The sequence below is a fragment of the Tenacibaculum sp. IB213877 genome, assembly GCF_034043975.1.
Classification (GTDB): Bacteria; Bacteroidota; Bacteroidia; order Flavobacteriales; family Flavobacteriaceae; genus Polaribacter.
Genome location: NZ_JAXCHH010000011.1, coordinates 38672 through 59118, shown reverse-complemented (window position 1 = coordinate 59118; position 20447 = coordinate 38672). Strand labels below are relative to the sequence as shown.

21 protein-coding genes and 4 tRNA genes are annotated in these 20447 nt (G+C 31.5%); 10 read left to right on the top strand and 15 right to left on the bottom strand.

The features are described 5' to 3' along the window. Positions 1–19: 19 nt before the first annotated feature. Positions 20–547 carry a KdsC family phosphatase gene (locus SLH33_RS11875; protein ID WP_320419326.1) on the bottom strand — a complete coding sequence of 176 codons (528 nt, stop codon included), beginning with the start codon at positions 545–547 and terminating at the stop codon, positions 20–22. Further along, positions 540–1286: a Rossmann-like and DUF2520 domain-containing protein gene (locus SLH33_RS11870; protein ID WP_320419325.1), complete on the bottom strand. Its 747-nt coding sequence runs from the start codon at positions 1284–1286 to the stop codon at positions 540–542. The genes SLH33_RS11875 and SLH33_RS11870 overlap by 8 nt, the downstream gene beginning before the upstream one ends. A gap of 162 nt (positions 1287–1448) precedes the next feature. Here SLH33_RS11870 and SLH33_RS11865 point away from each other — a divergent pair, with 162 nt between their 5' ends. The 3 genes from SLH33_RS11865 (at position 1449) to SLH33_RS11855 (ending at position 3810) form a co-directional block, all read left to right on the top strand. Continuing rightward, positions 1449–2858 (top strand): MATE family efflux transporter, encoded by a 1410-nt coding sequence (locus SLH33_RS11865; RefSeq protein WP_320419324.1) that lies wholly within the window; start codon positions 1449–1451, stop codon positions 2856–2858. Between the two features lie 105 nt (positions 2859–2963). Then, the gene (gene bshB1 / locus SLH33_RS11860) at positions 2964–3680 is read left to right on the top strand and encodes a bacillithiol biosynthesis deacetylase BshB1 (protein ID WP_320419323.1); all 717 of its coding nucleotides are present in this window, start codon (positions 2964–2966) and stop codon (positions 3678–3680) included. Positions 3681–3734: 54 nt separating this feature from the next. Next, a tRNA-His gene (locus tag SLH33_RS11855) sits at positions 3735–3810 on the top strand. Positions 3811–3843: 33 nt separating this feature from the next. Here SLH33_RS11855 and SLH33_RS11850 read toward each other — a convergent pair. Beyond that, complete coding sequence (locus SLH33_RS11850; protein ID WP_320419322.1) at positions 3844–4746, bottom strand: lysophospholipid acyltransferase family protein; 903 nt, start codon at positions 4744–4746, stop codon at positions 3844–3846. A gap of 433 nt (positions 4747–5179) precedes the next feature. Between SLH33_RS11850 and SLH33_RS11845 the strand changes: the two genes are divergently transcribed. Next, complete coding sequence (locus SLH33_RS11845; protein ID WP_320419321.1) at positions 5180–5827, top strand: rhomboid family intramembrane serine protease; 648 nt, start codon at positions 5180–5182, stop codon at positions 5825–5827. 35 nt (positions 5828–5862) lie between these two features. On the opposite strand, the gene SLH33_RS11840 is transcribed toward SLH33_RS11845, so the two are convergent. The 3 genes from SLH33_RS11840 to SLH33_RS11830 form a co-directional block, all read right to left on the bottom strand. After that, positions 5863–5935: transfer RNA gene (locus tag SLH33_RS11840), tRNA-Gly, on the bottom strand. Positions 5936–5975: 40 nt separating this feature from the next. Next, positions 5976–6048, bottom strand: a tRNA-Gly gene (locus SLH33_RS11835). Between the two features lie 61 nt (positions 6049–6109). After that, positions 6110–6556 (bottom strand): GNAT family N-acetyltransferase, encoded by a 447-nt coding sequence (locus tag SLH33_RS11830; RefSeq protein ID WP_320419319.1) that lies wholly within the window; start codon positions 6554–6556, stop codon positions 6110–6112. 96 nt (positions 6557–6652) lie between these two features. Between SLH33_RS11830 and SLH33_RS11825 the strand changes: the two genes are divergently transcribed. After that, complete coding sequence (locus tag SLH33_RS11825; RefSeq protein WP_320419318.1) at positions 6653–7033, top strand: GNAT family N-acetyltransferase; 381 nt, start codon at positions 6653–6655, stop codon at positions 7031–7033. Beyond that, a complete protein-coding gene (locus SLH33_RS11820; protein ID WP_320419317.1) occupies positions 7020–7907 on the top strand; it encodes an MBL fold metallo-hydrolase in 888 nt (295 codons plus the stop codon). Before SLH33_RS11825 ends, SLH33_RS11820 begins: the two co-directional genes overlap by 14 nt. Positions 7908–7941: 34 nt before the next feature. Here SLH33_RS11820 and SLH33_RS11815 read toward each other — a convergent pair. After that, positions 7942–8015 (bottom strand) — tRNA-Met (locus SLH33_RS11815). A gap of 105 nt (positions 8016–8120) precedes the next feature. On the opposite strand from SLH33_RS11815, the gene SLH33_RS11810 reads away from it, so the two are divergent. Continuing rightward, complete coding sequence (locus SLH33_RS11810; protein WP_320419316.1) at positions 8121–8504, top strand: START-like domain-containing protein; 384 nt, start codon at positions 8121–8123, stop codon at positions 8502–8504. Between the two features lie 89 nt (positions 8505–8593). Next, a complete protein-coding gene (locus SLH33_RS11805) occupies positions 8594–9421 on the top strand; it encodes an aminotransferase class IV (protein WP_320419315.1) in 828 nt (275 codons plus the stop codon). Here the strand turns inward: SLH33_RS11805 and SLH33_RS11800 are convergent. Further along, positions 9418–9975, bottom strand: coding sequence for a YqgE/AlgH family protein (locus SLH33_RS11800; protein ID WP_320419346.1), 558 nt, complete (start codon positions 9973–9975; stop codon positions 9418–9420). The genes SLH33_RS11805 and SLH33_RS11800 overlap by 4 nt on opposite strands. Before the next feature lie 136 nt (positions 9976–10111). After that, positions 10112–12895, bottom strand: coding sequence for an excinuclease ABC subunit UvrA (gene uvrA / locus SLH33_RS11795; RefSeq protein ID WP_320419314.1), 2784 nt, complete (start codon positions 12893–12895; stop codon positions 10112–10114). 253 nt (positions 12896–13148) lie between these two features. Between uvrA and SLH33_RS11790 the strand changes: the two genes are divergently transcribed. Continuing rightward, the gene (locus SLH33_RS11790) at positions 13149–13733 is read left to right on the top strand and encodes an RNA polymerase sigma factor (protein WP_320419313.1); all 585 of its coding nucleotides are present in this window, start codon (positions 13149–13151) and stop codon (positions 13731–13733) included. 238 nt (positions 13734–13971) lie between these two features. Here the strand turns inward: SLH33_RS11790 and SLH33_RS11785 are convergent, their stop codons facing one another. Then, positions 13972–14628, bottom strand: a complete 657-nt coding sequence (locus SLH33_RS11785; protein WP_320419312.1) for an endonuclease III — start codon at positions 14626–14628, stop codon at positions 13972–13974. A gap of 132 nt (positions 14629–14760) precedes the next feature. On the opposite strand from SLH33_RS11785, the gene bcp reads away from it, so the two are divergent. Beyond that, a complete protein-coding gene (bcp, locus tag SLH33_RS11780; protein WP_320419311.1) occupies positions 14761–15213 on the top strand; it encodes a thioredoxin-dependent thiol peroxidase in 453 nt (150 codons plus the stop codon). Between the two features lie 12 nt (positions 15214–15225). On the opposite strand, the gene SLH33_RS11775 is transcribed toward bcp, so the two are convergent. From SLH33_RS11775 to SLH33_RS11755, 5 genes are all read right to left on the bottom strand, one after another. Then, a complete protein-coding gene (locus tag SLH33_RS11775; RefSeq protein WP_320419310.1) occupies positions 15226–16146 on the bottom strand; it encodes a sterol desaturase family protein in 921 nt (306 codons plus the stop codon). Positions 16147–16183: 37 nt separating this feature from the next. Then, the gene (locus SLH33_RS11770) at positions 16184–16819 is read right to left on the bottom strand and encodes an alpha/beta hydrolase (protein WP_320419309.1); all 636 of its coding nucleotides are present in this window, start codon (positions 16817–16819) and stop codon (positions 16184–16186) included. Between the two features lie 79 nt (positions 16820–16898). Further along, positions 16899–17225, bottom strand: a complete 327-nt coding sequence (locus SLH33_RS11765) for a hypothetical protein (RefSeq protein WP_320419308.1) — start codon at positions 17223–17225, stop codon at positions 16899–16901. 6 nt (positions 17226–17231) lie between these two features. Then, positions 17232–18491 carry a dihydroorotase gene (locus SLH33_RS11760; protein ID WP_320419307.1) on the bottom strand — a complete coding sequence of 420 codons (1260 nt, stop codon included), beginning with the start codon at positions 18489–18491 and terminating at the stop codon, positions 17232–17234. Continuing rightward, positions 18488–20437 carry a BatA domain-containing protein gene (locus tag SLH33_RS11755; RefSeq protein WP_320419306.1) on the bottom strand — a complete coding sequence of 650 codons (1950 nt, stop codon included), beginning with the start codon at positions 20435–20437 and terminating at the stop codon, positions 18488–18490. The genes SLH33_RS11760 and SLH33_RS11755 overlap by 4 nt, the downstream gene beginning before the upstream one ends. Positions 20438–20447 lie beyond the last annotated feature (10 nt).

Genomic DNA, 20447 nt, shown 5'->3' with positions numbered 1-20447 from the left:
GGTATTTATTAATTATAAGTTAAGCTTGGGCATTATAAAAGTTGCTTTGCCACTTGCCTTGAACCCGTAAAATTTGTTCAATAACATCACGTACACAACCTTCACCACCTTTTTTATCAGAAATATATTGAGAAATTTGTTGTATTTCTCTAACAGCATCATTAGGGCAACAAGGCATACCCACTAATTTCATTACAGGTACATCTGGTATATCATCTCCCATATACATAACGTTTTCAGGATCTAAATCGTATTTAGATACTAATTCATTAAACTGATCTATTTTATTATGAGCGTTTAAGTAAATATCTGTTACGCCTAAATTTTCTAGTCGAGTTCTAACTCCTTCATTTTTTCCTCCGGAAATAACACATACACGCAAACCTGCATTAACTGCAGCTTTTAAGGCATATCCATCTTTAATGTTCATTTGCCTTATTAATTGTCCGTCTGGAAAAACGGTTACAATTCCGTTAGTCAATACACCGTCTACATCAAAAATTAGAGTGGTTATTTGCGGAAAAATTTCTTTATAACTTCTATCCATTCTGGATTGATTTGGTTAATAATTTATAAATCTCTTGTTGTTCTTTCTTCAGCAAATCTAAATGATTTTTTATGGTTTTGGTATCATTTCTTTTTGCAGGTCCTGTTTGTGCTTGAGCAGGAGGCAATTTTTCAATTTTTAAAGCAGTTTCTTGTATTAACGGCTGTAAAATTTCAAAAGGTACTTGGTATGCATCACAAATATCATTCCCAATTTTGTATAAATGATTTACAAAATTGTTTACAAATACCGCAGCAACATGTAATTGTTGACGCTGCTTTGAAGTAATGGGGTATATTTTTCTTCCAATAGTTGAGGCTAGCTGTTCTAATACTTTTAGGTCTTTTTTATTTTCTGCTTCTAAACAAAACGGAATTTCTTTAAAATTCACTTCTTTATCTTTAGAAAAACTCTGCAAAGGATAAAATACACCTTTAGATCCATTGTTCTTCAGCTCTTTCATATCTATACTTCCAGAAGTATGTACAACCAAACTGCCGGGTAAATGTATTTTTGAAGAAACCGTTGCAATTGCATTATCTGAAACGGCAATGATAACCACATCTACAGGGCGTAATTTTTTTAGATCATCAATTACTGCTGTTTTTTTTTGTAGGTGTTCAATATTGGCAAGGTGACGGGCATAAACTTGTACAACATTAACTTCTTTTGCTTTAAAAAAAGCTTTGGTTAAATGATGGGCTACATTGCCGCTGCCTATGATTGCTACAGATATCATAACAGCGAAGATATTGAAATTATTTATTAGCTACAGATAATTTTTTTGCATATTTGTATACCTATGATTGTTGAAGTTTACATCTCCAAAAAGTAGTAATAAACTATTCTCATAAAGTCTTGTTTGTATCAAGACTATTTTCTAGTTTAAACAAGTATTAAAATGGCAACAAACAATCAAACTTCTCAAGAAAACATATTTTCTCTTTTTAAAAAAGCGGTGTTAGGTAAAGAACAAGATTTTACCACCGGAAGCATAAAAAAAGCCATTTTTATGCTGTCTATTCCTATGATTTTGGAAATGCTAATGGAATCTATATTTGCGTTGGTAGACATTATTTTTGTGTCTAGAGTAAGTGTAAATGCAGTAGCTACGGTAGGATTAACAGAATCGGTTTTAACGTTAGTATATGCATTGGCTATTGGACTAAGCATGGCAGCAACGGCAGTAGTGGCGAGAAGAACAGGGGAAAAGGATAGTAAAGGAGCTAATGAAGCCGCAGTACAAATAATTTTTTTAGGAATAGGTGTGTCTATACTTATTAGTGTTGTTGGAATTCTTTTTCCGAAAGAGATTTTACAGCTAATGGGTGGTGAACCAAATTTAATTGAAGAAGGTTTCGGTTATACCCAAGTATTATTAGGAGGTAACGTAACTGTAATGTTACTTTTTTTGATCAATGCTATTTTTAGAGGAGCAGGAAATGCATCTATAGCTATGTGGACATTAATACTTTCAAATGGATTAAACCTGATTTTAGATCCTATTTTTATATTCGGACTTGGGCCTGTTCCAGCTTATGGCGTAGAAGGAGCAGCTATAGCCACAACAACAGGTAGGGGAGTAGCAGTTATTGCACAATTATTGGTGTTGTTTTTTGGTGTAGGTAAAATAAAGATTACGGTAAAAGATTTAGTGTTAAAAGCAGGTGTAATGTTTAACTTATTAAAAGTGTCTTTAGGAGGAATCGGGCAATTTTTAATAGGTACATCTAGTTGGGTGTTTTTAATGCGAATCATGTCTGAATTTGGAAGCGAAATACTAGCAGGGTATACTATTGCAATTCGTATTATAATGTTTACTATGATGCCTACGTGGGGTATGAGCAATGCAGCGGCTACTTTAGTCGGTCAAAATTTAGGTGCTCAACAACCAGATAGGGCAGAAAAATCGGTATGGGTTACTAGTAAATATTGTGCTTATTTTATGGGGTTTGTTTCTGTAATTTATATGGTTTTTGCACCTATTTTTTTAGGTTGGTTTTCAACCAATCCAGAAGTGGTTAATTACGGAGCTTTATGCTTGCAAATTATTACTGCAGGATACGTAGCTTATGCCTATGGTATGGTAATTATACAATCATTTAACGGATCTGGTGATACTAAAACACCTACCTACATTAATTTAGTGTGTTTTTGGTTGTTTCAATTGCCTCTAGCTTACCTGCTAGCTGTGAATTTAAATTGGGGACCTACAGGTGTTTTTATAGCAATTACGTTAGCAGAGGTTTTAATTGCAGTGGTAGGTATATGGTTGTTTAGAAAAGGCAAATGGAAAACCATTAAAGTTTAATTTTTTAAAGATCAAAAAAAATTATAAGAGAGCTATTAATGGTCTTTTTTTTATTGATTGTATTATTTTTGCATTTTCTTTTTAATGTTATAGTACACAAAATTTATGAAACTTGATATATTAGCTTTTGGAGCGCATCCCGATGATGTAGAGTTGGGTTGTGCTGCTACACTTGCCAAAGAAATTTCTTTAGGAAAAAAAGTAGGAATTATTGATTTAACACGAGGAGAGCTTGGTACTCGAGGATCAGCAGATCTAAGAGATATTGAAGCGCAAAAAGCCAAAGATATTTTAGGTATAACGGTACGTGAAAACTTACGATTTGCAGATGGTTTTTTTACCAATGACAAAGCACATCAAATAGAAATTATTAAAATGATTCGTAAATACCAACCTAATATAGTGTTGTGTAATGCGGTAGATGATAGGCATATAGATCATCCAAAAGGAAGTCAACTTGTATCAGATGCATGTTTTTTAAGTGGTCTGCAAAAAATAGCAACCGAGGAAAACGGAAAATTACAGCAGCATTGGCGTCCTGCTCAGGTATATCATTATATTCAATGGAAAAATGTAGAGCCTGATTTTGTAGTAGATGTTTCAGGGTTTATGCAACAAAAAATAGATTCGGTAATGGCATATTCCTCTCAGTTTTTTGATCCGAAGAGTAAAGAGCCGGAAACGCCAATTACCAGTAAAAATTTTATTGAAAGTATTGAGTATAGAGCAAAAGATCTGGGTAGATTGGTAGGAGTTGAATATGCAGAAGGTTTTGTTTCAGAACGTTATGTAGGGGTGAAAAATTTGAGCGAATTATTTTAATTTTTTCTTTTGTCAGAATGTAAAATTGATTTATATTTGCACCCGCAAGTAAATGGTGGTTGTAGCTCAGTTGGTTAGAGCGCTGGATTGTGGTTCCAGAGGTCGCCGGTTCGAACCCGGTCTTCCACCCAAATAAAAAACCTTCTCTTATTGAGAAGGTTTTTTATTTTTTATGGTTTTTTAACCAAGAGGAGTATTTGTTTTTGTGTTTGAAACGTTTATGAGACCATAAATAAAACTCAGGTTGTTTTTGTATATGAGCTTCAGTTATTTGTAAATATCTTTCTGTTAGATCAAAATTATTATACTGGGAAGGGTCTTCTGTTAAAAGTTCAAACTCCGCTTCATAAAACCCTCTTTTTAATTTAGTTACGGTCATGTTTACTACAGCAAAGTTGTATTTTTTTGCTAAAATTTCTGCGCCAGTATGTACAGGTACAAAATTGTTTAAAAATGTAGCCCAATGTCTTGTTTTTCTTAATTGAGGAGACTGGTCACTTAGTAAAATATATAAACTTTGAATGTTGTTTTTAACTCGCTCTTGAATGGTTTTGGTAAAAATGGTGGTATACACACCATCATACCCAAAACGCATACGTGATGATTTGATTACTTTTTCAAAATACTTATTTTGTATTTTAGTATAAGCGCCATAACATGCTATGTTTGCTACTAATGGAAGTCCAAAAGAAAGCTCCCAGTTGTTATGATGTGACCCCATTAAAGCAATGCTTCTTCCTTGTTTTGCTAAAGTATTAATTACATCAATATTTTTATAAACATATCTTTTTTGCATTTCATTTTTAGAAATTGTAAAAGATTTAATGCTTTCAAAAATAAGATCAGTAAAATGTTTAAAGAATTTTTTAGTGATGTTCTTTATTTCTATATCAGATTTTTCAGGAAATGCTAATTGTATATTGTTATACACTACTTTTTTTCGATAACCCACAACGTAATATAAAATGAAAAAGAAAAAATCAGAAATAAGATATAAAATACGCATTGGCAATAAAGATAACAGCCAAATAAAAGGATATGTTACTATAAATGTAATAAACTGCATGGTTAAGAATTAAGCCGCAAAAGTAGGGTTTTTATCTTTGTGTTTAAATCTTTTGTGGATCCAAAGATAAAACTCAGATTGTTTTACAATATGTTTTTGTATGAAGGCTAAATATTTTTTAGTTATTTCATAGTTTTTGAATTTGTGAAGAAATTTAGTAATTACTTCAAATTCTTTTTTTTCTGAGAAAGCCATATATAAATTATTATACACCAGTTTTTTTCTATAACTCACAACATAATATAGAACCAAAAAGAAAAGGTCAGATAAAAAATATAAAATTCTAAAAGGAAGAATAGAGATAATCCACATTAATGGATATATCAACAGAAATCCGATTAATTGCATACACTATTTTTAACAAATATCGGCAATCCTTTTTAAAGTTAAAAGTTCATTTGAAATTCCTTAAGTTTGTGTGTATAATTGTAATATGAATAGAATAGTTTTACTCCTTATTATAGTAAATGTTTTGGTTTCTATAAAAGGATTTGGTGATAGTGCTTTTTTTAATAGATACAAATTTCAGGTTTCCAGTATATTGAATGGAGAAAAGATACGTATGTTAACCTCAGGATTTTTGCATGTAGATTGGGTTCATTTAGGATTTAACATGTATGCACTGTATTTATTTGGTAGAATTGTGGCTTCAAATTTTGGGTCGCTAAACTTCTTATTAATTTACTTTGGAAGCTTATTAATTGGAAGCTTATACTCTTTAAACTTTCATAAAACAGATGGTTTTTATAGTGCGGTAGGTGCTTCCGGAGCCGTTTCAGGAATTGTGTTTTCAGCTATTATGTTATATCCAGATATGGAGTTGATTATGTTCCCTATTCCCATTCCGTTACCAGGATATGTGTTTGCTGTAGGATATTTATTGTATTCTATTTACGGAATGAAGAAGCAGGTAGGTAATATTGGGCATTCTGCTCATTTAGGAGGAGCAATTGGAGGATATATTTTAACTTTAATATTAAGACCTGATATTGTGACTAATCATACCATTTTGGTAGTGGTGTTAGGAGTTATTATAGCAGGTTTATTGCTCTTTGGGAATAAATTAGAATTGAACAAATAAAAAAATCCAAAACAAATGTTTCGGATTTTTTGTTGAGCGGGAGACCGGGTTCGAACCGGCGACATTCAGCTTGGAAGGCTGACGCTCTACCAACTGAGCTACTCCCGCGGTAAAGCTTTTTGCAATTGCTTGCATATGTGAAAATTTGAGCGGGAGACCGGGTTCGAACCGGCGACATTCAGCTTGGAAGGCTGACGCTCTACCAACTGAGCTACTCCCGCAGTAAAGCGGTTGCAAATATAAGACAGTTTATAACTTTAGCAAAATAAAATTTTAAGAAAATTAGTAAAAAGTTTTATCGTCACGTGTAATCTTCACGAAATGAAATCCGTAGATTTCAAAGCCTTCATTGTAATAGAATTTATGAGACTTTCGGTTGCCGGTATAGGTATTTAATTCCATAGCTTCACAACCTTTTGATTTTGTGTGGTTTTCAATCCAAGTAAAGAGTTTTTTACCAATATTCTTTCCTCTATATTTATCATTAATTATTACATGATCGGGCTCAACACTTTTACCAACATAATGACGCATGCTATACCAAAGTCCGCATACACCTATCAATTTATCATTGTCAAAAGTACCTATACACTCATAATTTTTATAAGTAACCATTTCTAAAACTCTTTGCTTTAATAAAGGTAGAGGTGTAGTTGTATTTAATTGTTGTAAGAGAGAGACAATTTGTAATATATCTTTCTTTTCAATAACTTTAAAACGGATATTCATTAGTATTTATTTATAATTTAAAAATACAAGTTTTGATAAAAAAAATTAAGGCTGAAGATACTTATTTTTTACGTAAAGAAGTACTTCGAAGGGGGGGTGGATTTACCCTTTATATTTGATAGTGATGTTCATAGTGATACTTTTCATTTAGGAGGTTTTTTGGATGAAAAGTTATTATGTGTTGGTACTTTTATAAAAAGTAGTTTAAATGGGTTAGAAGGAGAACAATATCAACTAAGAGGAATGGCAACATCTCCTGATGCAAGAAATAAAGGTTTAGGTAAACAATTATTAGAGCATGCAGTAAACGATTTACAAGAGAAAGAAGTTAATTACTTATGGTGTAATGCCAGAGAAATAGCAGTCCCTTTTTATGAGAAATGTGGTTTTTATATTATAGGTAATTCTTTTGAAGTGCCACAAATAGGAACTCATTATAAAATGGTTAAAAAAATACAGAAAAATGAAGAATTTTAAAAAAGTGATGTGTTTGTTTTTATTGTTATCAACTCATTTATATAGTCAAGAAAAGAAACCCCAAATTGAGTCGGTTAAAGTTACGGATAACATATACATGCTTAAAGGAGCAGGAGGAAATATTGGTGTTTTTGTTGGAGAGCATGAGGTGTTTATGATTGATGATAAATTCGCTCATTTAACACCAGAAATACTTGCCGCTATCAAATCAATAACTCTTAAACCTGTAAAATACTTGATGAATACACATTGGCATGGAGATCATGTTGGGGGCAACGAAAATATGTATAAAGAAGGCGCTATTATTGTTTCTCATGAAAATGTACGTAAAAGGATGAGTGTAGAGAGTTTGGTTAGAGGAAAAGTAAAGCTACCTTCACCTAAAGAAGCGTTACCTATAATTACCTTTACAAATGATATGATGTTTCATTTAGGAGATGAAGACATATTAGTGTATCATGTGCACAATGCACATACTGATGGAGATTCACATATCTATTTTACAAATAGTAATGTGCTTCATATGGGAGATACCTATTTTCAGGGAAAGTTTCCTTATATAGATTTGGATAGTGGTGGAAGTATTGATGGGTATATAGCTGCGGTAGATAAGGCTTTACATATTATAGATGATGAAACGATTATTATTCCTGGCCATATGGACTTGTCTAATAAAAAAGAACTTTTAACATTTAAAAATATGTTGGTTGATTTACGAGATAAAGTTCAGCGAGAAATTAACAAAGGGAAAAGTTTAGAAGAAGTAAAAAATAATACCACCATTACTCAAAAATACGTAGCAGACTATGATTGGAGTTTTATTTCTGCAGAAAAAATTAGGGTAGCTATTTATAAAAGCTTGAAAAACAAATAAAAAAAAGCTCAAATCGAAAGATTTGAGCTTTTTGTAGCGAAGGGGGGACTTGAACCCCCGACCTCAGGGTTATGAATCCTGCGCTCTAACCACCTGAGCTACCTCGCCTGATTGCGGGTGCAAATATAATTCAATTTTATATTTTACCAAGTAATCAAACAAATTTTTTTTAAAAAGAATTATTATTTATATTGCCTCACAAACCGAATATCAATGAGTAAAGTTAAATTTGACTTAGAAATACCCGTACATGCTTCTCCAGCTATGTTGTATCAATATTTTGCAACTCCTTCTGGATTAGAAGAGTGGTTTGCCGACCGCGTAAACTCTAGAGGGAAAAAGATTACATTTATATGGGATGATAGTGAGGAAGAAGCTATGATACTATCTAAAAGAAGCGATGAGCGCATTCGCTATAAATGGGTAGAAAGTGAAGATGATGAAAGTTACTTTGAATTTAAAATTCAAGTAGATTCATTGACCAAAGACGTTTCATTGATTATTACTGACTTTGCAGATGATGAAGAGGGAGTAGAAGAGTCTAAAATGCTATGGGAAAATCAAATAGATGAGTTGAAACACCTTATTGGAGCATAGAAACATAAAAAAACTCAACAATATGTTGGGTTTTTTTATGTTTTAACCTTTTTTAATTTACTAATTTAGCGGTCAAATTTTTTTGACTGATGATAAACTATAATGGTACATTAATTTCTGCTTCTAATGTTCAATTAACACATCAAAATAGAGCATTTAAATATGGTGACGGTATTTTTGAAACCATAAAAATACAACATAATAAAATTGTGTTTTGGGAAGATCATTACTTCAGATTAATGGCTTCAATGCGTATGTTACGTATGAAAATTCCGATGGAGTTTACCTTAGAGTTTTTAGAAGAAGAAATACTCAAAACGGTTAAAAATATTGAAAATCCTATAATTAGAGTTCGTTTAAATGTTTACAGAAAAGATGGAGGTTTGTACTTACCAACTACTAATGAAATAGATTATTTAATTGAGGCAAAATCATACACACCTTCAACAAAAGATATTTATAAAATAGATTTGTATAAAGATTTTTATAATTATTCTGGTTTGCTTTCTACCATAAAAACGACTAATAGGATGGTAAATACTTTAGCAGCTATTTTTGCAAATGAAAATGATATGGACAATTGCATTTTATTGAATGAACATAAAAATGTGGTTGAAGCTATTAATGGTAATATTTTTATAGTAAAAGACTCAGTTATTAAAACACCTTCATTAACAGATGGTTGTATTAAAGGTGTTGTTAGAAAAAAAATTATTGAAATTTTACAAAAGCACCCTGATTATACTGTTGAAGAAGCTTCCATTTCTCCTTTTGAATTACAAAAAGCAGATGAAGTATTTATTACCAATGCTATGGTTGGAGTTCAATCGGTTACAAATTATAGAAAAAAGCAGTTTAAAACAGAAATAGCTTTTAAGTTACAAAATAGCTTAAAGCTAATACAAGCTACTAGTTAATTCATTTTTATATCGGCAGGAGCATTTGCCCAAATTCTATATTTTCCTCCTCTTTGAAGCAATTTGTTTTTCCAAAAAGTTTCTTCATCAATAGAAAATATATTATCGTATTCATTCTCAGTAATAAACCACGTATGTGCATTTAATTCGTCTTCAAGTTGAAACGCACCCCAACCAGAATAGCCTAAGAAAAAACGAATATCTGTATTTTTAATTTTTCCTTTATTAATTAACTCTCTTAGTTGATTAAAATTTCCGCCCCAATAAATACCTTTAGCCACCTCAATACTATCATTTAGTAAATGCGGAATTTGATGTATAAAGTACAAATTATCCTGTTCAACAGGACCGCCTTGGTATACGGTAAAGTTGCAGTCTAATTCTGGAACTAAGTCATTGATAGCATAATCCATAGGTCTGTTCAATATAAAACCTACCGAGCTATTTTCTGAATGGTCGGTAATTAAGATGATGGATCTTTTAAAAGAGTCATCATTCAATATTGAAGGTTCAGCAATTAACAACCTTCCTTTTTCTGGTTTTAACATAACCATAGCACCAATTTTTGTTGGTATTAAATATAATGTTTTTTTAATAAAAAACATAAAAAATAGTTAAATCAGTAAACTTATGGCATTAAACAGGTGTCTTTTTTATTGTTTATAAGTGTATTACAGTTTTTTTAAAATGTTATAATTTAGATTGTATGTATTTTGAGGTGTAAGAATTTTTTACTTTTGTAAGTGCTTCCGGTGTACCTTCAAAAAGTAAATTACCTCCATTTTTACCACCTTCTAAACCAAGATCAATGATGTAGTCTGCACATTTTATTAGATCAATATTGTGTTCAATTACTACAATAGAATGTCCTTTTTCAATCAGGGCATTGAACGAGGCTAACAGCTTTTTAATATCATGAAAATGCAAGCCTGTAGTGGGTTCATCAAAAATAAATAAGGCTTTATCTTTTGTGTTTCCTTTTACCAAGAAAGAAGCAAGTTTAATTCGTTGTGCCTCTCCGCCCGATAAAGTTGAGGAAGATTGACCTAATTGTACATAACCCAATCCTACATCTTGTAAAGGTTTTAATTTTGATGCTATTTTCTTTTGGTCAAATGCTGAGAAAAAGGCTACTGCATCATCTATAGTCATATTTAAAATATCATCTATAGATTTTCCTTCATACGTAACCTCTAGTATCTCTTTTTTAAAGCGTTTTCCTTGACAGGCTTCGCATTGTAAATGTACATCTGCCATGAATTGCATTTCAATAGTAACTTCACCTTCTCCTTTACACACTTCACAACGTCCTCCATCTACATTAAAAGAGAAGTGTTTTGGTTGATAATTTCTAATTTTTGATAACTTTTGATTAGAAAGAAGTTTACGAATATCATCATACGCTTTGATGTAAGTTACCGGATTTGAACGAGAAGATCTACCAATAGGATTTTGATCAATAAACTCAACATGTTTTAAACTATCAAAGCTACCTTCTATAGCTGTGTATTGTCCAACTTTTTCACCATACCCAATCAGTTTTTTTTGCATTGCCGGATATAGTATTTTTTTTACCAAAGTACTCTTTCCACTACCTGAAACACCTGTAATAACGGTTAAGTTGTTAAGAGGAAAAGTAACATCAATATTTTTTAAGTTGTTTTCTCTGGCACCAATAACTTTGATAAAATTTTTAGTTTTTCTGCGTTTAGTAGGAACCTCAATTTTTAGTTTTTCTGACAGGTATTTAGCCGTTAGAGTATCTGCTTTTAAAATTTCTTCAAAATTTCCTTCAGCTACCACATCACCTCCATACGTACCTGCTTCCGGACCTATATCAATAATATAATCAGCTTCCTTCATAATATCTTCATCATGTTCAACTACAATTACAGTATTGCCTAAATCACGTAAATTTTTAAGCACACCTATCAGTTTTTCGGTGTCTTTAGGATGAAGACCAATACTTGGCTCATCTAAAATATACATTGAACCTACTAATGAACTTCCTAATGAAGTGGCTAAATTAATACGTTGACTTTCTCCTCCTGAAAGTGTGTTAGAGGTTCTGTTTAACGTTAAATAGTTGAGTCCTACATCTTTTAAAAATTGTAATCGATTATTAATTTCTGTCATTAAGCGCTTTCCAATTTTTTCTTCATATTTGTTAAGAGTAATGTTTTTGAAGAAATCAGCAAGTTCATCTAAAGGCATTGTAACCAAGTCAGAAATAGTTTTGCCATATACTTGAACATAATTAGCTTCTTTTCGAAGGCGTTTACCGTTACAATTGGTACATTTGGTTTTTCCTCGGTAACGAGAAAGCATAACTCTGTTTTGAATTTTATAACTCTTTTCTTCTAAGGTTTTAAAAAGATGGTTGATACCTCTGAATTTTCGAGTTCCATTCCAAACTAATTCTTTTTGTTCTTCTGAAAGTTCAAACCAAGATTTATGGATGGGAATATCAAAAGCATCTGCATTCATAATAAGGTCATTCTTATATTTTTTATAAGAATCGGTTCTGAAAGGGAAAATGGCATCTTCATAAATTGATAGTCCGGTGTTGGGAATTACCAAATCTTCATCTATACCAATTACGTTTCCATATCCTTCACAAGTAGGGCAAGCACCATACGGATTGTTAAAACTAAATAGATGCGTATTGGGTTCTAAAAATGTTATACCGTCCAATTCAAATTTATTGCTGAACTCAACAACATTATGATCACTTAAGTTTTCGATATGACAAATGCCCTTTCCTTCAAAAAAAGCGGTTTCAACAGCGTCTGCTAATCTGTTGTAAAAATCTTCATTATGTTGTACTACAATTCGGTCTACAACCAGCTCTAATGAATCTTCTTTAAAGTTTTTTACAGGAAATTCATCAATTCTAAAAATTTCATTTTCATATTTTAAACGCGCATATCCTTGTTGTGCCAAAACTTGTAGTGTAGTTTCAATATCACGCTTCTTTGGAATGGTAATAGGTGCCAGCAGCAGCATTTTGGTTCTTTCTTCGAATTTTTTAACATGATTGATTACATCTGATACCGTATGCTTTTTTACCTCTTTTCCAGAAATAGGAGAGTAGGTTTTACCAATTCTGGCAAATAATAATTTTATATAATCGTAAATTTCTGTGGAGGTTCCTACTGTTGATCTGGGGTTGGTAGCGTTTACCTTTTGTTCAATAGCAATGGCAGGAGCAATTCCTTTAATATAATCTACCTTAGGTTTGTTGAGTTTTCCTAAAAACTGACGAGCATATGATGATAAGCTTTCTACATATCTACGCTGACCTTCTGCATACAAAGTGTCAAAAGCCAAAGAAGATTTTCCTGAACCAGAAAGTCCGGTAATAACAACTAGCTTATTACGCGGAATAACTACATCAATATTTTTAAGATTGTGCAGTTTAGCTCCTTTAATAATAATATTTTCTTTTGGATTGATGGTAGATACGTCTGTCATATGCTCTTAAAAAATAAGTATCAAAATTACCACTTTTACAATTAAATTTAAGAATAGAGAGTTTAAAAAAAACATTACATTTTCTTTAATTACTTAATTATCTTAAAATATTATTTGTTAATTAGCATAAAATAATTGATATTTGTCTCTCATAATCAATTTATAAACAAAAGCCTATACATAAAAATTACTTTTTTTTAATATTTAAATCCCTAATTGAAAAGTTCTGTGCTTTTCACAAAAAGTAATTATTATGTATAAAAATGTAGCCCAAGACAGCATTTTGGTAAGAGATTATGTTAATGGTAGAGAGCTAGCGTTAGAATACCTAATCAAAAGACATCAGCAAAAAATTTATAGTTTTATTTATAGCAAGGTGCATAATAGAGATGTTACTGAAGATATTTTTCAAGATACCTTTATTAAAGTGATTAGAACTCTAAAAAGAGGTAATTATAATGAAGAAGGTAAATTTTTACCTTGGGTAATGCGTATTGCTCATAATTTAATTATTGATCATTTTAGAAAATCAAATAGGATGCCTTCGTTTAACAATACAGATGAGTTTGATATTTTTTCTGTATTGAGTGATAATGAGTTGAATGCAGAGAAGCAGCTTATAAAAGATCAAATACTTTCTGATGTACGAGAATTAGTCGAAGAATTACCAGAAGAGCAAAGAGAGGTGCTTAAAATGCGTATTTATATGGATATGAGCTTTAATGAAATATCAGAAGCTACGGGTGTAAGTATCAATACAGCTTTAGGAAGAATGCGTTATGCGCTAATAAATTTGAGAAAAATTATAGAAAAAAATAAAATAATTTTAGTAAACTAACAATAAATAGAAAAAAGCATCGTTATGTAGTTGAAAAACAAATACTAAAGGGCAATATATGATGCAAATTTACACTAAAAAACCATCTGATTATCAGATGAAACCTAAAAAAGAAACAATTCAATTTTTATTAGACTTTTCAAAATCCACTAAAGTCTATGCACCTAAACCAAACGTTCTCATTGAATTGAATTTGAATTAAGAGTGGAAAAGCTTCAGTATAAAAACTGAAGCTTTTTTATTTCTTCTTTTTGTAGTATTCATCTATAACAGATTTTCTTCCAATGGTTTTGGTAATACTATCATTATCTAAATTCCACCCGCGAGCAGGAGAGTATTCTCGTCCGTAATAAATAATTTGCAAGTGTAACTTATTCCAAAGTTCTTTTGGAAATAAACGCTTAGCGTCTTTTTCTGTTTGGGCAACACTTTTACCGTTAGATAAATTCCAACGATACATTAGCCTATGAATGTGCGTGTCTACCGGAAAAGCAGGAATATTAAATGCCTGTGCCATTACCACACTTGCCGTTTTATGTCCTACTGCAGGTAATTCTTCTAAAGCTTCAAAGTTAGCAGGAACTTCTCCGTTATGTTTTTCAATCAAAATTTTAGATAAGCCATAGATTCCTTTTGACTTCATGGGAGATAAGCCTACGGGTTTAATAATTTCTCTAATTTCATCCACAGATAATTTTATCATATCGTACGGATTATCAGCTTTTTCAAATAAAAGAGGAGTGATGGTGTTTACACGTTCGTCTGTACTTTGTGCAGACATCAAAACGGCTATTAATAAAGTGTACGGATCTTTATGATCTAACGGAATTGGAGTTTCTGGATATAATTTTTCAAGCGTGTCAATTACAAATGTTACTTTTTCGGCTTTGGTCATATTTTTATGAGTTATAAAGTTGTAAAGTTAAAAAGTTGAAAGCAAACAAACTTTCTAATTATTATTTTTTAAAAGTAAACTTGAAAGAACTTTTTAAACTTTGTATTTTTAGACTTTTAAAACTAGTAAAAGATGACTACATTAAAGGTTGGAGATAAAGCGCCTAATTTTGAAGCTAAAGACCAAAACGGAAATACTATTAAGCTTACTGATTATAAAGGAAAAAAATTAGTATTGTTCTTTTATCCTAAAGCATCAACCCCCGGATGCACTACTGAAGCTTGTAATTTAAGAGATAATTATCAAACATTTTTAGCGAAAGGATATGACGTTTTAGGGGTTAGTGCAGATAGTGCTAAGCGTCAGCAAAATTTCATCACTAAAAATGAATTACCTTTTCCTTTGTTAGCAGATGAAGATAAAGAAGTAATTACAGCGTTTGGTGTTTGGGGGCCTAAAAAGTTTATGGGAAGAGAATACGATGGAATTCACCGAACTACCTTTGTAATTGATGAGAAAGGCATAATAGAAGAAGTGATTTCAAAAGTTAAAACGAAAGAACACGCTCAACAGATTTTAGAATAAAAAAAGCAGCTTTTAAGCTGCTTTTTTATTATCGTTCAATTCTTCTTGAAGTTGTTTACTTGTTTTACTGCTCCCATCATGACTCCATCCTGGAGGCATAAAAACATATTTTAATCGTGTAAAAAAGGGCAGGTCTTTTTTTCTACTAAAGAAATCATTAAAAATTTCTTTCCATTCATGAAAAATAATATTAAAAGGTCCTTTATCTTCAACAGGTTTGGTTAATCCAAATCGAAGTTTTTCATATTCCGTTTCGTCTTCTTCAGCTTGAAAAGTACCAAAAATTCTATCCCAAATAATTAGCACCATTCCCATGTTTTTATCTAAATACTTAACATTTGAAGCATGGTGCACTCTGTGGTGTGAAGGTGTAACAAAAATATATCCCCACCAGCCTAATTTACTTTTTATAAAATTGGTATGGCATAACGTACCGTAATTCTGATTCATGGCATAAGCAAACATAATATGTAACGGTTCTACACCTAAAAAAGCCAATGGTAAAAAGAACATATAGCGGAAAAGAGGTTGTAAAACTGGTGACCTAAAGCCTGTAGAAATATTAAAATATTCTGAATTATGGTGTGTTACGTGTACTGCCCAAAAGAAACGAGAATGATGATCTACATAGTGGTGTATATAATACAAGAAATCTTGACCTATAAACGCTAAGAGCCAATACGCCCAAGCTTGGTTTCCTTCCCAGTCAATAATTCGGTATTGATAGCAAAGTCCCATTACTAAGAAAGAAAAGGCTTTCATTAATAGGTCTAAGCTAAAGTTTACAAGGGCAAAATATACATTAGTAGCCGTATCTTTAAAATCGTAATTTTTTGCTTTAGCTCGGTAGCTAAAATACATTTCAGATAGAATTACTAATATAAAAAAAGGCGCACTCCACGCGTATAAAATATCTTGATTTAAAAAACCCATAGCATTAAGTTTGGTTTAGCAAAAATACAGTTTTTGTTTATAAACGTTCTTGAATCCAGGTTTTAAAATGATAAAAATTTTGAGGAGCAACTCCATGTCCTACAGGATATTCTGAATAGGAGCTTTCTAACCCTAAATTTTCAAGAATTTTCGGAGCTTTTCTTGCCCAATCTACAGGTAAAACTTGATCAACTGTTCCGTGAGAAATGTAATAATCTGTTGTAATGTCTTTAGAAATATCTTCCGGAAGTAATTCTTCATTAATATAACCACTTAAAGCAATCACGTATTGTACTTTGTTCGGATATTGTAAACTGGTGGCATAACTTAAAATAGCACCTTGACTAAAACCTAATAAGAAAGTTTTATCAGGATTTGTGTTATACTTAGTTTTAATTTCATCAATAAACGATGCTATTTTTTGAATAGATTCTCTTGCTTGAGTTAAATCGGAAAACTTCCCATTAACATCATCAAAATTAATAGCATACCATGCGTATCCACCATAACCTATACTGTATGGTGCTTGTGCACTAATAATTAAAAATTCATCGGGTAATTCTTCAGCAAATGAAAATAAATCTTGTTCATTGCTTCCATAACCATGTAATAAAATTAATAAAGGCGGATTTTTAGTAGCAACCTTAGGTTCTCTTTTTATGTAATGTAACATTGTTGTTTTTTTAATTTAAAACCTCACAAATTTTAATATAAAAATCTGTGAGGTTAATAAAATATTTTCGATATATAAATTATACGTTCTTAAACCATTCTTGAAATTGATCTCCTAATAAAGGAACTTTTTTTTCTTCTCCTTTAATTGCTCCTATAAATCCAATAATCCATAAAATAAAAAGAACAAATGAGATAATTCCTCCAGTCATTCCACCAACATAACCATATATTACCCAAGCATTAATTATTTGTAAAATACCTAGTCCAATCATTTGTCGGATATGGAAGCTGGCAAAAGAATTTTTTTTAGAGCTATTCATAGCATACGCAACGATAGTACCTATCCAAGTTAAATAACTAATAATAGCTATTGTTTTTCCTTCTTCAACTGTTTGATTTTCCATAAAAATTTAATTGTTTAAGATTAGTTTGTTGTTATTGAAAACTCCGTAGGCTTTTCCTTTGAGCTTCTTACCGATAAATATACTATTTTTTGAAGTGGATAGAATGTCTTTTTCGGTAAAAGTATGTGAAGCTTTCGTGTTGAATAAAGATAAACAAGCTTTTTCGTTGGTGTTTATAGATGTGTTTTCTAATCCGAAAATAGGTTTCGGATTCTCACTCATGCATTTTACAATAGTCTCAATATCCAATACTGTAAGCAAAGCTCCTAAAGCACTTTCGAGTCCGATAGTTCCGTTTTTAGCAACCGAATATTCTACTTTTTTATGCTCAATGTCTATTGGGTTATGATCGGTGGTGATAATGTCAATAGTTCCATCTTTTACAGCTTTTACCAAAGCATTAGCATCCTTTTTTGTGCGTAAAGGCGGGTTGACTTTAACATTGGCATCAAAACCAAATAGTTCATCATCGGTTAATACAAGGTTGTGAACAGCAACACTACAGGTTACGTTTAATCCTTTCTTTTTCGCTTCTTTGATGAGTTTAGCTGATTTCTCAGTAGAAATGGTTGGAATGTGTAATTTTCCTCCGGTATATTCCAGTAAAAATAAATCGCGAGCTACTTGAATTTCTTCTGCTAAGGCAGGAATTCCTTTCAATCCTAATTTGGTAGCGTTCACGCCTTCGTTGGCAACACCTTCACCAGCTATTTTTTTATTCTTCGGAAAACTCAATACCAATCCGTCAAAATTTTGAGCGTATAACAAGGCTATTTTTAATAAATTGTCATTTTCTATAGGTTTGTTATAATCACCAAATGCAATAGCGCCAGATTGTTGCATATCGTACAATTCCGCCATTTCATTTCCTTCACTATTTTGAGTCAATGCACCGATAGGATAGAGGCTAGTTGCTGCTCCGTTGGCTTTATTGATTAAAAACTCAATTGCCGATTTGTTGTCTACAATCGGAAAGGTATTTGGGTTTACAGCTACGGAAGTGAATCCGCTTTTGGCTGCTACTTGCAATCCGTGTTTTAAGGTTTCGCGTTCTTCATAACCAGGTTCACCAAATGAAACACTGGTGTCAAACCATCCAGTTGATACATGTAAATCGTCAAGTTCTACGACTTCGTAATCGTCTTTTTTAGGGATGGAATTGTCTATTTTTTTAATAATTCCGTCAACAATTAAAATGTCTTTGGTTTGAAGGTGAAAAGGGCTTGTAGCGTCAATAATAGTAGCCGATTTTAAAAGCGTGGTCATACTTTGAAGTATTTTAAAATCAATATTTCTAACAACAAAGATACAATGGCGAGCGCTAAAAACCACTTCCAAAGCCATTGAACTTCATTTTTTTTATGTATTTCTTGTAAAGTTTGTTCTACCGAGGTAGATAATGAAATGTTTTCATGCTTATTAGCTAATTCTTCAACATCTAAAAATTGTAACAAACTTTCTTTATTAGAATAGTTATAGGCCAATGTTTTTAAGGTGTCTTTTTCTTTAAAAACAGTGTAAAAACCAGCTTTTGTAGGTTGGTCTTTGGTAGTTAAACTTACCTTATTTTGAAAAGTTTGTTGCAACGGAATGAATGAAACATCTGTATTTTGGATTGAAATAACATCGTCTTTTCCTAATTGAGTATTAATATCAATGATGTTGGTTTTATCAATGGTGTAGTATAATTGAGAAAACTGCAAACTTTGTTGTCCCATGTTGTAAAAAACAGGAACCACCAAAGGAGAGTTGCTAAAATTATTATTGGTTTTGTTTAAAGGTGATGCAAACCAGTAGAGTTTTGAATTTTTTAAATTTACTTGCTGAACAAACTTCTCATTATTTTCAAATGAAATTACATTGCTAGCATTTCTCAAATTAGCAGGATAGTAAATTTGCGATGTTGGGTATTGAAAATTAGCCACCTTTTTATCAAACACATTTTTAAAAAGAGGATGGTTAAAATTGATGTTTGTAATTTTTAAGGTGTCTTTTTTCTGCGGAAGAATACTTCCTGCGGATATGTTTTTAAGGAATAGATTGTAAGAATTGATGTCCGATTGAGCACTCGGAATCAACACTACACCACCTCCTTTTTTAGAAAAATCAGCTAAACTATTTACTAGCGTTTGCGGAATTTTCTCCAGCTCATTCAATAGAATCAACTGTTGTTTTTCAATGGAATTGTAATTGGTATTTTGAAGAGTAGAACTGGTAAAATTAAATTCGTTTTTTGTGTAGATTCTCGATAGAAAATCATTGTTATTTCCGATAGCTAAAACGTTAATTTTTTCTTCTGAATTTAACGTGAAAAAGAACTTATTGTCAAAACTAAAAGTATCGCTAAAAGTGATTTCTATTTTTCCTGAAAAATCAGGAGTTTTTTGAATAGAGAAAGTTACCGTTTTGTTTTTGTCTTTTTCTGTAGAGAAGGTTTGCTTGCTTATTAGTTTTTCGTTGTTATAAATAGCAATCGGAATGTTTTCTTTGGCTTCACCTTGGTTTTTAACAACAACATTCACGTTTAAGTTAGATGAATTACTGTCGTTTATATAAACACTGTCTATTGAAAGATTGTTTTTTTGCTCCGGAATGAGTTTTATTAACGAAAAAGAATGGTTTACATTTGTAAAATCATTGTCGTAAGTATTCTGAAAATCAGATATTAAAATGTTTTTATGTGAAGTATTTGTTGAGTTTGTTTTTTGAGAAGAAATTTTTAACAATACTTCGTTGAAATTCAGTTTTTTAGCTTCATTTTTCGTTTTTAAAAGTATGTTTTTTAATTCAGATGAAGAAATATTTTGATGAAAATTTGAATTGGTTAGTAAAGTATAACTTTCCTTTTCAGAAGTATTTTCAATCAATTCTTGAGTGGCAATTTGTAATAAATTTCCTTTCTCTCCTTTTGCGCTCGTGCTCAAAGAATTATCTAAATAAATAAACGTGTGTGGTTTTTCGTCTAAAGAATTGTTGTTAAAATAAGGTTGCGAAAAAGCAAAAACTATCGCTGAAAGTAACAAGAGTCTGGTGGCTAGAATCAACCATTTTTTTATACGAGAACTCTTACGGTTTTCAATCACTAACTTTTGTAAAAAGGCAACATTGGTAAACAGTACTTTTTTAAACCGTCGTAACTGAAAAAGATGCACTAAGATTGGAATAATCAAGAGTGCTAAAAAGTATAAAAATTCAGGATGTTTAAATTGCATTTTCAAATTA